Below are 15593 nucleotides of genomic sequence, written 5' to 3'. Positions count from 1 at the left end.
TTAAGGTGCCTAATGACGATAACTATAGGCCTCGCCCCAATTTTTCACGGCAACTTCACTAGCTAGTAGTATAGTCATCTCTTCAGAGGTTAGTGCTTTTGAAAAATGAAATCCCTGTATTTGATCACAACCACCTTGGCGCAAGACCATCAATTGCTCAAATGTTTCTACACCTTCGGCAATAACAGTTAAATTGAGGCGGTGAGCCATGATAATAATAGCTTCAGCAATGGCTACGCTATTTTTATCAAAAGTTATCTCATTTACAAAAGAACGATCTATTTTTAAAGTATCAATAGGAAAATAACGTAGATAACTTAGACTTGAATACCCTGTACCAAAATCATCTAGAGCAATATGAATACCTAATTGTTTCAATTCATTCATAATTTGAATAGCTTGTGCTACATCTTGCATAATTAAGCTTTCAGTTAATTCTAACTCTATAAAGCTAGGATCAAGCTTTGTCTCTACAAAAATATTTTGGATCTTCTTTAATAAGTCTTTCTGTCTAAATTGACGAGCTGAAAGATTAACACCAAGTCTGGCTAACGAAATACCTTGAGTAGCCCAAATCTTACGTTGTTTTGCTACATTTAGCAGCACCCATTCACCAATTGGTAAAATTAAACCGGTTTCTTCAGCAAGGGTAATAAATTGATCTGGCAATATTAAGCCTTTAGTGGGGTGCCGCCATCTTAGTAACGCTTCAGCACCGAATATTCTACCCGTATTTGAGTCAACTCGTGGTTGATAATGGATTTCAAATTGATTGTTTTTTAAAGCATTGCGTAAATCAGCTTCCCAAAGCCAACGGGATGGATCTCGGCTACGAGGGGCAGAATTATAAAAGCAGTAGTCATTACCACCCTGCTTTTTCGCCTGTTGTAGTGCCGCACTAGCGTTTTTTAAAATTTCATCAGCATCTCTACCAGCTTTAGGATAAATAGCAATGCCAATACTACAGGTAATAAAAATTTCTTGCCGCTTAATTAAATAAGGTTGATTGAAAATATCTAAAATTCGTTGCGCTGTTTGCGCTATATTCCTATGTGTTTGGGTATACTGTTCTAACAAAATAGTAAATTCATCACCGCCAATGCGTGCCACCATATCTAGATCGCGTACAATAGAAATTAACCGATTTGCAGTAACCTGAAGAACTTCATCGCCACCAATATTACCTAAAGTATCATTAACTAATTTAAAGCGATCTAGGCCTATACAAAAAACAACTAGTGATGTCTTCTTATTTACACTAACATTAATTGCCTGATTTAAACGCTCCGTAAATAGAAACCGGTTAGGTAATCTTGTCATTCGATCATAGTGGGCTAGAAATTCCATTCGTTTAATGTTGGCTTTTTGCTCACTAATATCTTTAATATAAAGAAAACAGTAACCCTCATCGTGATATTCAAAATAAGTTGCTGAAACCTCAACAGGAATTTTCCGACCGTCTGAGTGGCAATAAATAGACTCACTTCTTTTAGAACCTTTTTTCTTCAACTCATCCCACTGTAGAGCCCAATCGGCGTCTTTATTATAGAGATCAAATTGATTGATTGACATGCCAATTAGCTGATTATGCGAATAACCTAAATGCCGGCAAACGGATTCATTAGCATATTTAATTTTACTGTCAGCACCAATTTCAAGGATAGCGTCTTCGGCATGATCAACAGCAAATTGCGTTAATTGTAAATTAGATTCTAAATATTGATGTGCAGTAACGTCTTGAATTGAGGGAACTAAATAACTTACTTTACCAGTAGAATCAAACAATGGCTGTAAAAAAAAATTGGTAATATGCATTTTACCATTTTTATCGCGCATATAAATTTCGAAATGAATAGATTCCCCTTTTGCCGCTAATTTTATTGCTTTACGCATAAGCTTTCGCGTCATCATAGAAGAAGGCCAACAAGGAATTTTAGGTAAAGGCTTATTTAATACTTCTTCAGCTTTCATTCCAATTAAATCAAAAGCTGCTTTATTAACATAAGTAAATATACCTTCGATAGTTAATAAACCAATAAAAATCGTAGTGCTACAATTTTCAAGCACTAGGTTGAAATCAATTGAATTAGTGTTATTTTTTGAGGCAAAATTAAGAGCGCCAACTAACTGAATAAAGTTACTTTTGGCGACTACAGAATCTGATTTACTTATATTTTTCATAGTTTATGCCCCTATATTAAACTATGTATTACCAAGGTAAAATTCCTTAATTATAAAAGCCTTAAGTAATCTAACTTAACTAGATATAAGTAAGCTTTATTATAAAATTGATAATTAAAGTTATATCTTTTGATTTAATAAGTTAAAAATTCGCTTGTACTACTAATTTTAGCTTACTTTGATGACTTTACTGAGGCACAGTGTTTGAACATAAAATAGAATTCTTGCAAAACTATTAGTGATAAGTTAAGGTTTGACAAAAAAGTGCCGAAAAAAATACCTTATATAAGAAATAAATGAGCAGTTAAATACCTTGTTTGTAAGTATTTACACCCTATGCCTCAAAAGGCTATCTTTGGCGATGTACGAAAATCTAATTTTTCACCAAGTTTCAAGACTATCCCGTAAACAGTTACTATTTTTTTCGTTTAAGATTAGCTGTCAGTGATAGTTTTTTAAAGCATTTTCCTTTTTTACCTTGTGCAACTAAAAACGTTATTAGCGGTGGTAAACAAGAAAGGACAATGATGCTATAAATAACAATAGGAAAATTTTCTTTGATAATAGGAATACTACCAAAAAAATAACCAAAAAATAATAAACTACCAATCCAAACTACCGCACTTAATGCATTGTAATACGAAAACTGAGCCAGACGCATATAACTTACTCCAGCTACAAAAGGAACAAAAGTGCGAATGATAGGTAAGAAACGAGCAAAGAAAATTGTTTTGCCACCATGGTATTCATAAAACTGGTGCGCTCGCTTTAAATGTTTTTTATTTAAAAGCCATGAATCTTCTGCCGTGAATACGCGTGGACCAATAATTTTACCTACTAAATAATTAATTTGATTGCCTAAGATAGAAGCACCACTTAAGAGTAAAAAAAGAACAATGATATTAAGTGGGCTATCGGGATAAGCAGCAAAACTTCCCGCAACAAAAAGTAGAGAATCTCCTGGTAAAAATGGCGTAATAATGAACCCTGTCTCACAAAAAATAACTGCAAATAAGGCAAGGTAAGTCCAAGTACCATATGCAGCAGCAAAATTTATTAGATAGGTATCTATATGTAAAATAAAATAAATGAAATCTTGCATATTAGTACTTAAACCATAACCTTATAATTAATTTTTATTAATAACGATAGTGATCTGGTTTATAAGGCCCATCCAAATCAACACCGATATATTGAGCTTGTTGCTCTGTTAATTTAGTTAGCTTTGCACCAATTCGCTTTAAATGCAACCTTGCTACCTTTTCATCTAAATGTTTAGGCAACGTATAAACTTCCTGAGCATAATTACATCCAAATTTATATAATTCAATTTGAGCTAACACCTGGTTGGTAAAAGAGGCAGACATCACAAAACTAGGATGGCCTGTTGCGCAACCTAAATTAACTAAGCGACCTTCAGCAAGTACAATAATACGCTTGCCGTCTGGAAAAATGACATGATCAACTTGCGGTTTAATATTTTCCCACTGATATTGACGCAGACTTTGAATATCGATTTCAGAATCAAAATGCCCAATATTACATACTATTGCTTGATGACGCAGCCTTAGCATATGCTCATGAGTCACTACATGATAATTACCAGTAGCTGTGACAACAATATCTACTTGCTCAGCAACCTCATCTAAAGTCACAACGCGATAACCTTCCATTGCTGCTTGTAAGGCACAAATAGGATCAATTTCGGCAATTAAAACGGTTGCACCTTGCCCACGTAATGCCTGAGCGCAGCCTTTACCTACATCGCCATAACCTAAAATAATAGCGACTTTGCCGGCAATCATTACATCAGTTGCACGTTTTAGGCCATCTAAGAGTGATTCTCTACAACCATACAGATTATCAAATTTTGATTTAGTAACTGAATCATTAACATTAATGGCTGTGGTTTTTAACAAACCTTTTCTTGCCATATCATAAAGCCTTGCTACCCCCGTTGTCGTTTCTTCTGAAATTCCATGAATATTTTGCAATAACTCAGGATACTTATCATGAATAACAAAGGTTAAATCCCCGCCATCATCTAATATCAGATTGGGCCGCCAACCATTTTTAGCCAAAATAGTTTGCTCAATACACCACCAATATTCGCCCTCAGTTTCTCCTTTCCAAGCAAATACAGGAATACCTGCTGCAGCTATTGCTGCCGCTGCATGATCTTGAGTGGAAAAAATATTACAAGAAGACCAACGTACTTCAGCGCCGAGTTCAATTAACGTTTCAATTAATACTGCAGTTTGAATAGTCATATGTAAGCAACCTGCAATACGCGCACCTTTTAAAGGTTGCTCTGCCCTAAACTCTTCTCTTAGAGCCATTAATCCTGGCATTTCTGTTTCAGCAATCGCAATTTCTTTACGACCCCAAGCAGCGAGCGAGATGTCTGCGACTTTAAAATCATTGAAGGTTTTACTGGCAGCAACTGTAGTTGTATTCATAAATTATCCTTTACTAAGATGCAATATATCTAATAAGGTTAACTTTAGCCTATTCTCAGTGAAACCGGCTAAAGTTGAGGTTGTAAATAAAAAGATTAATTTTTACAGCGCTTGTTTTAAGACATCTACTTTGTCTAATCGTTCCCAAGGCAGATTAGGACGGCCATAATGCCCGTAAGTTGCAGTCTGGCGGTAAATAGGGCGCAATAAATCATGGTGATCAATAATACCTTGTGGTGTTAAATCAAAATTATTATTTATTAAATTAACAATATTTTGATTAGATAATTTACCTGTACCAAACGTGTTAACACTAATTGAAGTGGGCTCAGGCACACCGATTGCATAAGATAGTTGAATCTCACATTTATCAGCAATTCCGGCAGCAACAATATTTTTAGCAACATACCTGGCTGCGTAAGCTGCCGAACGGTCAACTTTGGAAGGATCCTTACCAGAGAAACATCCACCGCCATGTCTTGCCATACCACCATAAGTATCTACAATAATTTTTCTACCTGTTAAACCACAATCACCTAGAGGGCCACCAATAACAAAACGACCTGTCGGATTAATAAAATAGCGTGTAGCGTTTGTTAACCAATCACTTGGCAATATAGGTTTAAGGATTTCTTCATGAACTGCCTCAATTAAATCACTGTATTGAATAGACGGATCATGCTGGGTTGAGAAAACCACTGTATCTATAGCCACAGGCTGACCCTCTTCATAGCGTAGGGTCAATTGACATTTAGCATCAGGTCTTAACCATGTTAACTTTTGTGTCTTTCGAAGATAAGCTTGTCTTTCCATCAAACGGTGAGCATAAGCGATAGGTGCTGGCATAAAGACATCAGTTTCTCGGCTCGCATAACCAAACATTAGACCTTGATCCCCTGCACCAAGCATTTTTGTTTCAAGATTATCTACACCTTGCGAAATATCAGGTGACTGCTTACCAATTGCTGACAATATAGCGCAAGAAGCCCAGTCAAATCCCATTTCTGAACTGTTATAACCAATATCTTTAATGACATTACGAGTAATTTCTTCCACATCAACCCAAGCAGAAGTGGTAATTTCGCCAGCTAACAAAACCATGCCAGTTTTTACTAAGGTTTCACAAGCAACTCGTGCGTTAGGATCTTCGCTAAGAATAGCGTCTAAAATAGCATCTGAAATTTGATCAGCAATTTTATCAGGATGACCTTCAGAAACTGATTCGGAAGTAAAAACATAAAATTCGTTCACTTTATCCCTCTTTAGTTAACTTAAGCTCAGCTTTAAAAATAAATTTTGTTAATTAATGCTGAGCTAGGCTATTTTTAGTTAGCTCCCATTAAAATTTTAACTTAGGAGATAACATTGGTTAGTAAATTTTAGCTTTTAAGCTAAAATTAGTTATTTGTCTTATGCATCATCGTTATAAATTGATCAAAAATAGTTTCTATATCATGAGGGCCGGGGCTTGCCTCAGGATGACCCTGAAAACCTAAAGCAGGTTTTGTTTTATGCTTAATCCCTTGTAGAGACTGATCAAATAAAGAACGATGAGTAATATCCCAATTATTAGACAAGGATTTTTCATCAATTGTAAAACCATGGTTTTGACTGGTAATAAATACACGCTTAGGCTCGAAGGTTTCTACTACAGGATGATTAGCACCATGATGGCCAAATTTCATCTTCACAGATTCAGCTCCACTTGCTAAAGCTAAAATTTGGAATCCTAGACAAATACCAAAAATAGGAATTTCAGTTTGTAAAAATTTTTTAGTTGCTTCAATAGCATATGTGCAGGCTTCAGGATCACCAGGGCCATTAGATAGAAATACGCCATCAGGATTTAATGCTAAGACTTCTTCTGCACTGGTTTGAGCAGGAACTAGTGTAACATGGCAACCTTTATCATAGAGGATGCGTAATATATTATGTTTTACGCCAAAATCATAAGCGACTACATGATATTGCAATGGTTTTGAATTTTCTCCCCATTGTTTCCGCCCTTGATCCCAACGTTCAACTGTTTGCCTTGAAACCTCACAGGCCAAGTCCATACCATTTAAACCACTAAATGATTCTGCTTTAGCTAGGGCAAGCTCAGGCTTATCAACAATCGTGCTAATACAGCAGCCAAGCGCCCCTTTTTCTCTTATTAATGTTGTTAACTGTCGAGTGTCAATACCGGAAATAGCAACAATATTATTTTTCTTAAGCCAATCGGATAAGGATTGATTAGAGCGATAATTACTCGCTATCGGTGAATAATTACGCATTACAAGACCTGCTGCCCAGATTCGAGATGACTCCATATCTTCATCATTACAGCCTGTATTCCCAATATGCGCTGTAGTTAACATAATAATCTGACGTGCATAAGAAGGATCGGTGAGCATTTCTTGATATCCTGTCATAGCGGTATTAAATACCAACTCACCCACACAATCACCATTGGCACCAATTGAAATACCTTCTACTATTGTGCCATCGGCAAGCGCTAAAATTGCGGGTTTATGAACCATGAGAAAAAACCTTATATCGAACTAATACAAACTAAAACTACTGATGGTTGCATATTATACCGAATGATGGGTTATTAAGTATAGCCTTATAAGTCGGTCCTACTGTTTAAAATGTAGAAATTCATAAATATTAGGTTCTTCAGAAGCTACTACTAATGGCCAAATCCCAACGCTAATAATTTCCGAAGAAGCCTGTTTTACAGATTAATTTAGATTTAAAATTTCATATCTTCAAAGAATTTTCTGACCCCATCGAACCAACTACTAGACTTAGGTGAATGCGTTTTTTTACTACTTTCTAATGATTCTTGTAATTTACCTAATAAGTCTTTTTGTTCTCGAGATAAGTTAACTGGTGTTTCTACTACAGCTTTACACAATAAATCACCTGGGGCATGCCCACGGACTGATTTCATACCCTTCCCTCTTAAACGAAAGACTTTACCAGTTTGTGTTTCAGATGGGATTTTTAATGTTACTCGTCCTTCTAAGGTAGGCACTTCAATCGTTCCCCCTAAAGCTGCAGTAGCAAAGCTTATAGGAACTTCACAATGAAGGTCATTTTCGTGACGCTCAAAGATACTATGCGCCTTAATATTGATTTGTACATATAAGTCACCAGGAGAACCACCGTGAAGCCCAGCCTCACCTTCACCGCTTAATCGAACTCGGTCACCATTATCAACGCCTGCTGGAATTTTTACTGTGAGTTTCTTGCTTTCACGCACTCGCCCCTGGCCATGACAATTTGAACAGGGATCACTAATTACGGTACCTTCACCGTGGCAACTTGGACAAGTTTGTTGAATAGAGAAAAAACCTTGCTGAATACGTATTTGGCCTACACCATTACAAGTTTCACAATTCTTAGGTGAAGAACCAGGCTTAGAGCCTGAGCCGCTACAAATCTGGCAAGTTGCATGGCGAGGAACTGTAATTTCTATTTGTTTACCAACTGCTGCTTCTTCTAAAGTTAATTGCACATTAAATTGTAAATCAGCACCACGGTGTGCCCGCGATTGGCGAGAACGGCCACCTGAGAAAATATTTTCAAAGATATCCTCAAATACATCACCAAATCCACCGAAACCAAAACCACCAGCGCCGCCAGCAGAGTTGACACCTGCATGACCATACTGATCATACATGGCTCTCTTTTGAGAGTCTGAGAGAATAGCATAAGCATTTTGAATTTCTTTAAATTTTTCCTCAGCCTCTTCATTATTGGGATTACGATCCGGATGAAACTTCATCGCTAATTTACGATAAGCCTTTTTTATTTCACCATCATCAGCGTTCCGATTAACGCCAAGCACCTCATAATAATCCCGCTGGTCCATATTAACACCAATTTAATAACTGCATTTAGCTGACAATAAAACTTAAAGGAGTGTTTTTCTACACTCCTTCCCATTCTTTGATAGCCTTATAACATTCTAAAAAGCTATAGGCTATGCAAAACTCTATTAAGTTAATTATATACTTAACTTTAAACCTATTAATACCTTAATGGATCCTTATAAGACAGTCATATTTACCTCTATCACTCTCTTTTCTAAGAATCCATCTTTGGTAGACTTTAAGAAGTTTTTATAATTATTTCTTATCGTCTTTAACTTCTTCAAACTCAGCGTCAACCACACCACTATCATCTTTAGGCGATTGTTCAGTATGCGCTGTCTGCTCAGTTTGTTGCCCCGCAGCTTGGCCTTCTGCTGATTTCTTAGCATAAATGCGTTCAGCCATTTTCCCAGAAGCATCAGTTAAAATTTTTATTTTATCTTCTATTTTCGCTTTATCATCACCTTTTACGGCTTCCTTAAGTTCAGAAATAGCTGTTTCAATACCCCGTTTCTCATCTTCAGCTAACTCATTTGCTAAATCAGTTAAGGACTTTTCACTGCTATGAATTAAGCTATCGGCTTGATTACGCAAAGCTGCCATTTCTTTAAATTTCTTATCTTCTTCAGCATGACTTTGAGCATCTTTAACCATATTATTAATTTCTTCTTCACTTAAACCACTAGAAGCTTTAATAACAATGGACTGTGCCTTGCCAGTTGCTTTATCTTTAGCCGATACATTAAGGATACCATTTGCATCAATGTCAAAGGTTACTTCAATTTGTGGGACTCCGCGAGGCGCTGGTGGAATATCACTTAAGTCAAAACGACCTAGAGATTTATTCGCTGCTGCTTGCTCACGCTCACCTTGTAAAACATGGACAGTCACGGCTGTTTGACGATCTTCAGCAGTAGAAAACACTTGAGTAGCTTTAGTAGGAATAGTCGTATTCTTCTCAATAAGTTTAGTCATTACCCCGCCAAGTGTTTCAATACCTAATGATAAGGGAGTTACGTCTAATAAAAGAATATCTTTAACATCCCCAGATAGGACTGCAGCTTGAATGGCAGCACCTACCGCCACAGCTTCATCAGGGTTAACATCTTTACGTGGCTCTTTGCCAAAGATTTCTTGTACTGTTTTTTGTACTAGAGGCATTCTTGTTTGGCCACCAACTAAAATAACTTCACTAATTTGAGAAACATTAAGACCTGCGTCTTTTAGAGCTATTTTGCAAGGCTCAATAGTACGTTCAACTAATTTTTCTACTAATGACTCAAGCTTAGCGCGTGTTAGCTTGATATTCATATGTTTTGGGCCTGAAGCATCTGCTGTAATATAAGGTAAATTAACATCTGTTTGTTGAGCTGATGATAATTCTATTTTTGCTTTTTCAGCAGCTTCTTTAAGGCGCTGTAAGGCAAGAGGGTCACTATGTAAATCAATACCTGTATCTTTTTTAAATTCAGCAGCTAGGTATTCAATTAAAGCTAAGTCAAAGTCTTCCCCACCTAAGAAAGTATCACCATTAGTTGCTAATACTTCAAATTGATGCTCACCATCAACTTCAGCAATTTCAATGATGGAGATATCAAATGTTCCACCACCTAAGTCATAAACAGCAATCGTTGCATCACCACGCTTTTTATCCATTCCATAAGCAAGTGCTGCTGCTGTAGGCTCATTAATAATACGTTTAACTTCAAGGCCAGCAATACGTCCGGCATCTTTTGTAGCTTGTCTTTGAGAGTCATTGAAGTAAGCAGGTACAGTAATTACCGCTTCCTTAATCTCTTCACCTAAGTAATCTTCTGCTGTTTTTTTCATTTTGCGTAAAACTTCAGCAGATATTTGTGGTGGGGCCTTATCTTGGCCTTTTACTCTAATCCAAGCATCACCATTGTCAGCCCGTACAATCTTGTAAGGTACCATTTTAATATCTTTTTGGACTATAGGATCATCATAACGACGACCAATTAGGCGTTTTGCTGCAAAAATAGTATTTTCAGGATTAGTTACGGCTTGGCGTTTTGCTGCTTGTCCTACTAAAATTTCGTCATTATCGGTAAAAGCGACAATAGAAGGTGTAGTACGTAAACCTTCTGAATTTTCTATTACACGTGGCTTATCACCTTCCATTATCGCTACACACGAGTTAGTCGTTCCTAGGTCAATTCCAATAATTTTTGCCATATTTATTCTGCTCCAAGTAAGAAGTTTAAGCTGCAATGATTCACATATGGGGTAAAATTTAGTGATTTCAAGTCATCATTTAGCTTTTTCATTAAGATTTATTTTTCGCTACGATAACACGTGCAGGGCGAACCACCCGATCACTTAATTTATAACCTTTTTGAAACACGTTTATTACACTATTGGGTACCGCATCTGGCACTTCCTGTATAGACATAGCTTCATGTTCTTGTGGGTTAAATGCTTCCCCGAGTGGATCGATTGGCACTACTTCATATTTATTTAATACGTCTAAGAAAAGTTTTAGCGTTAACTGCAATCCTTCTAACATTCCTTCTTGCTTATCTTTCTCAGCTATTTGTAATGCTTGTTCAAGGCTATCTAATACTGGTAATAGAGCCGCAATAAATTTCTCTAAACCATACCGATGAGCGTTAGCGACATCTCGTTCTGCTCGACGTCTATAATTATCAAGCTCAGCTACAGCACGCACCGCTTTTTCCCAGTTTTCATGGGCTTTTTGTTCTGCTAGTGTTAATTGCTCTTCTAAAGCGGCATAACTAGGATGATCTAGAGCACTATTGTCAGTTGACTGTGTCTTTTCTTCTACCTCTTCTTCAATATTTTCTATATCTTCATTTTCTAATTCTTCGTCTAAATGTTCATTATTTTCTCTAAATTTTTTCCAATCTTTGGTGCTATTGTCACTCATGAAAAACGCTCCCGAATTGCTTGACCAACTAAGCTGGGGGCAAGTGTAAAAAATTCAAGCCCTTAAAGAAAGTTTTTTATAATTGATTTAAGTTAGTTAGCTATTATGAGACTTTATACAAACATTTAGCGGCGAGTAACTATAGTTTTAAATAAACTTCCTTACTCTCTCTGTTGTTACTTGCAGCTCATGATCATTTATCGCATACTTAGCTACTAGGCTAGGCAAAAAGGTTTTTCTATGAGTGCATGGTCGCCAGTTTCTTGGCAAAAATTTTCATATCAACAAGCAGCAACTTATCCTGATCCAGCACAAGTTACACGTGTTGTTGAGCAATTAAGTTTTTTGCCGCCTTTAGTTACTAGTGGCGAAATAAGAAATTTAAAAAAAGCAATTGCTTTAGCAGGCCGAGGTGAAGCTTTTATTTTGCAAGGTGGCGATTGCGCTGAATCTTTTAATGATTGTCGCTCTGAAATCATTAATAATAAATTAAAAATTATGCTTCAAATGAGCTTAGTTTTACTTTATGGCATGCGTAAGCCAATCATTCGCGTAGGTCGTATTGCTGGGCAATATGCTAAGCCACGTTCTTCTGAATTTGAAACAATTAATGGAATTACGCTTCCAAGTTATCGCGGAGATTTAGTTAATTCACAACAATTTAATGCACAATCGCGTATTCCAAATCCTAAGCTTATGTTACAAGGATATAGTTGCGCTGCTATGACGCTTAATTATATTCGCGCACTTGTTAGTGGTGGCTTTGCAGACTTAAATCATCCTCAGCAATGGGATTTAAGTTTTGTAGAACACTCTCCACAAGCTAATGAATATAAAGAAATTGTCAAATCAATTGCTGACTCTGTAGAATTTTTAGAAGCTATTGATGGTATTCGCAGTAGTAGTCTGAATAAAGTTGATTTTTATACGTCTCATGAAGCCTTACATTTACACTATGAGCAAGCGTTAACCCGACAATTTGAAGATGGTTGGTATAATTTATCTACTCATTTTCCTTGGATAGGCATGCGTACAGCACAATTGGATAGCGCACACCTTGAGTTTTTACGTGGTGTCGAAAATCCAATTGGCATTAAAGTAGGCCCTTCAGCTACAGGTGACTGGCTTAAAGAAATTTTAACTAGGATAAATCCTAAGCATGAAGAAGGACGAGTTGTGCTTATTACGCGTTTAGGCGCAAAAGATATTAGCGAACTATTGCCTCCTCTTATTGAAGAAGTTAAAAGAACAAAAATTCCTGTGACGTGGGCTTGCGATCCTATGCACGGAAATACAGAAACCACTCCAGAAGGCATTAAAACTCGTCACTTTGATAATATCTTATCTGAATTACAGCAAGCATTAACTATCCACTATGATATGTCTAGTTATTTAGGCGGTGTTCATTTTGAACTAACGGGCGAAAATGTTACTGAATGTATAGGGGGAGCTCGTGGTCTAAATGAAGAAGATCTTAAGCAAGCCTATCATAGTTTAGTCGACCCTAGACTTAATTATGAACAATCTTTAGAAATGGCTATTCAACTCAGTCGTGAATTTAAACAGTAATTTCTCGGATTATCTATAGATAGCCAGTTTAATGACTGGCTATTTAATAAGTGCAGTTTCATGAATTCCTCACTCAATTTATAAAATATATCTTATTAAAAAATAAACACATTGAGAAAAAAATTATTTTAAGTTAGATTAGCCACCCATAGCTAAGAAGCCAGGTAAACCTTAACAGTTATAACCTACTCTAAAACTTTTCGCACAAAGCTATATAGTAAAGAAAGTTAAATTAAATAGACTGCTTTCATAGCGCAAAATTTAACTTCGTAAGTTAATTAGTTTGGCTAAATAGCCAGTTTAGTTCAGTTATTAAAGGACCTATAGCATTGGCCACTAAGCTTTAGATAAAACATAACTTTTCAAGGTAGCACCGGGCATAGCAAGTAATATGAATTAAGCTAATTGTAATTAACCTTGAAGTATAAAGTTTAGTGGGCAACGCTATAACATTACAGCACTAATAGTTATGGTAAAAAATCTTTTGAAGTACATTATATATATTATGGAGATATTCAATGCCTACTAAAGCTCATTATTTTCCCGATTTAGTTTCTAAACCATCTACTAATGATTCATTAACTTTAATTTTTGATTACTTAGGTAATATTAACTTCTATTCATTACATCTACCTGTAAACATAAATTTAGGATTAACTAATTACGAGAAACAACTTATATCAACTACTGATGTTACTAATGCTTGTATTCTATATAGCATAATAGAGAAGATGAAAAGCGAAGTTAAAACAAATGATTACTTTAGATTAGATGAACTCAAAGGAATATTAGTAACCCGCATGAATTTCGCTATAGACAATAAAGCAGAAGTAGCTGAAGAAATTTTAACAAGCTGGCAGCGACTTTCTAAATTTATAGCCAATACAAGTACGCTTGAATCTAAAATTAATATTAATACAATTTTAGACTTCCCTAAACAAATAGACAATATCATCCGCGCGCTCCTAAATGAGCAACTCGCAAAAATTAAATTAGTTAAATCTACTAATAAAGCTAGCCAGAAGCAAGTTAATGATTTAGGCCTTATCCAATTATGCTTAACATTAGAATGCATTACTCGTAATATGGCTGGTGTGCCTTTTTGTTTTAAGTTAGATGTAAAAAATTTATTATTTAAACTTGCAAGACAAATTAATGCTTACTTGAGTAGAAACGACAGCAGCAAGCTTAAATCTTATTTTTTACCTATACAAGAAAAGATTAACAAGGAAATTATTGCACTAAACGGTAATTGGCTAACATCTGTAATTGATTTTTTGGACTATGAATTACAAATTAGCGAAACAAAAGACGATGAAATAGGTTTATTAGACGATGAAATAGGTTTATTAGAAGAGCTAGCTAATACTTTAAATAATTTATTACAAAATGAATTTAGTTCCCTTCCAGAAAACAAACAGACTAATGAGCTTCTTTATTATATAATACCAATTCTACGATTAGAAAAAAAAACTATTAATAGTTTTCTAACACGCGATAATGACAAGGTAACGCCTAAAATATTACAGCAAGCTGTTCATTATGCCTTATGCAAGGCAGCATTAAGTAATGATATTCAACTTAATCCAAGTGCGATACTTAGATTTAAATCTACCTATAATTATGATTATTTCCAATTCATACTTAGTCATTTAACCAAAGCCGTTAAGATAGATAAAAATCACAGTGATATCTTTGCTAATATTTTAGCTCAGATGGCTAAATTAACCCAATTTCCTACTTTTTGTAATATTTATGAAGAAGCGATTTCTTCCACTTATTTGGCGCATCCCTCCAAAGCTTTGCTCTTAGAATCAGATTTGGACGCTAAAAATAATTTAAGCTTAGTCAATTACTTAAATAAGCAGTATGGTACTGAAACAGCGTCAGTATTAAATGGAGAGCATAATAAAATTAAAATTGATTTAAAAACACTAATAGAGAAAATTTTACCTGACTGGTATGGTTGTTTAATCACTACATTAACGACTAAACCTAGGCTTAAAGAAGCCTATCAGGCCGGGCAAACTTATCAATACATTTCTGCCGAACAGTTATTAATACTTTTTCAAGAACAATATACCACCCAGAGAAAGCAATTGAATTGCTCACTAGTTACCAAAGCTTTACTTAAATCATTTAGTATTGATGAAAAGCTTACGGAGGCTTATTTAATTGAAGATAATAATAATATTGAGGCTATATATAATGTTACCCTCTATATAGAAGGCTTATCCACTAATGCTGCAAAACAATTGATAGAAAAAATTAATAAACTTTTTCCGCACGCTTATGCCAATTTACAAACCAATAATATTGGTAACGAACAAAGTTTAAGTCAACAAATTAGTATTGATAAAAGTGTATTTCTAGATGGGAAGTTTAAAGAATTTATAGGCAATACAATAAATCAACCTATACAAAATCGGGAGTCTTTAATTGGTCACTCTCCTAATATATTGTTTAATGTGGGGCAGGCAAGAGCCAGAGAACAATTTAATCATGTCCCTGATCAACAAACTTGTTGTAATATTATCTAGAAGTTAATTAGTAGGAATCCTTCGTATTATTGAACGACTCAAAAGCAAAAAGAACTTTTGGGTCGTTTTAAAG

At 35.5% G+C, this 15593-nt stretch carries 10 protein-coding genes; 2 read left to right on the top strand and 8 right to left on the bottom strand.

All coding sequences use genetic code 11. The annotated features are described in order from the left end of the window. Window positions 1-9 precede the first annotated feature (9 nt). The 8 genes from ACNVED_RS03065 to grpE all read right to left on the bottom strand — a co-directional run bounded on the left by ACNVED_RS03065 (window position 10) and on the right by grpE (window position 11411). The gene (locus ACNVED_RS03065) at window positions 10-2181 is read right to left on the bottom strand and encodes an EAL and GGDEF domain-containing protein (protein ID WP_419420295.1); all 2172 of its coding nucleotides are present in this window, start codon (window positions 2179-2181) and stop codon (window positions 10-12) included. 415 nt (window positions 2182-2596) lie between these two features. After that, window positions 2597-3283 carry a VTT domain-containing protein gene (locus tag ACNVED_RS03060; RefSeq protein WP_419420294.1) on the bottom strand — a complete coding sequence of 229 codons (687 nt, stop codon included), beginning with the start codon at window positions 3281-3283 and terminating at the stop codon, window positions 2597-2599. Between the two features lie 37 nt (window positions 3284-3320). After that, on the bottom strand, window positions 3321-4640 hold the full coding sequence (ahcY, locus tag ACNVED_RS03055; protein WP_419420293.1) for an adenosylhomocysteinase: 1320 nt from the start codon (window positions 4638-4640) through the stop codon (window positions 3321-3323). 102 nt (window positions 4641-4742) lie between these two features. Then, window positions 4743-5891, bottom strand: a complete 1149-nt coding sequence (gene metK, locus ACNVED_RS03050; protein WP_419420292.1) for a methionine adenosyltransferase — start codon at window positions 5889-5891, stop codon at window positions 4743-4745. 146 nt (window positions 5892-6037) lie between these two features. Next, on the bottom strand, window positions 6038-7162 hold the full coding sequence (carA, locus tag ACNVED_RS03045) for a glutamine-hydrolyzing carbamoyl-phosphate synthase small subunit (RefSeq protein ID WP_419420291.1): 1125 nt from the start codon (window positions 7160-7162) through the stop codon (window positions 6038-6040). A gap of 215 nt (window positions 7163-7377) precedes the next feature. After that, window positions 7378-8502, bottom strand: a complete 1125-nt coding sequence (gene dnaJ / locus ACNVED_RS03040; RefSeq protein WP_419420290.1) for a molecular chaperone DnaJ — start codon at window positions 8500-8502, stop codon at window positions 7378-7380. A gap of 256 nt (window positions 8503-8758) precedes the next feature. Continuing rightward, window positions 8759-10699, bottom strand: a complete 1941-nt coding sequence (gene dnaK / locus ACNVED_RS03035) for a molecular chaperone DnaK (protein WP_419420289.1) — start codon at window positions 10697-10699, stop codon at window positions 8759-8761. A gap of 91 nt (window positions 10700-10790) precedes the next feature. Then, a complete protein-coding gene (gene grpE, locus ACNVED_RS03030) occupies window positions 10791-11411 on the bottom strand; it encodes a nucleotide exchange factor GrpE (protein ID WP_419420288.1) in 621 nt (206 codons plus the stop codon). Between the two features lie 240 nt (window positions 11412-11651). On the opposite strand from grpE, the gene ACNVED_RS03025 reads away from it, so the two are divergent. Further along, entirely contained in the window at window positions 11652-12980 is a 1329-nt protein-coding gene (locus ACNVED_RS03025) for a 3-deoxy-7-phosphoheptulonate synthase class II (protein WP_419420287.1), read from the top strand. A gap of 518 nt (window positions 12981-13498) precedes the next feature. Further along, window positions 13499-15520 carry a hypothetical protein gene (locus tag ACNVED_RS03020; RefSeq protein ID WP_419420286.1) on the top strand — a complete coding sequence of 674 codons (2022 nt, stop codon included), beginning with the start codon at window positions 13499-13501 and terminating at the stop codon, window positions 15518-15520. Window positions 15521-15593: the final 73 nt, after the last annotated feature.

It is taken from the genome of Legionella sp. D16C41 (assembly GCF_048541585.1).
Taxonomy (GTDB): Bacteria; Pseudomonadota; Gammaproteobacteria; order Legionellales; family Legionellaceae; genus Legionella_C.
This window is presented reverse-complemented; position numbering and strand designations above follow the sequence as displayed.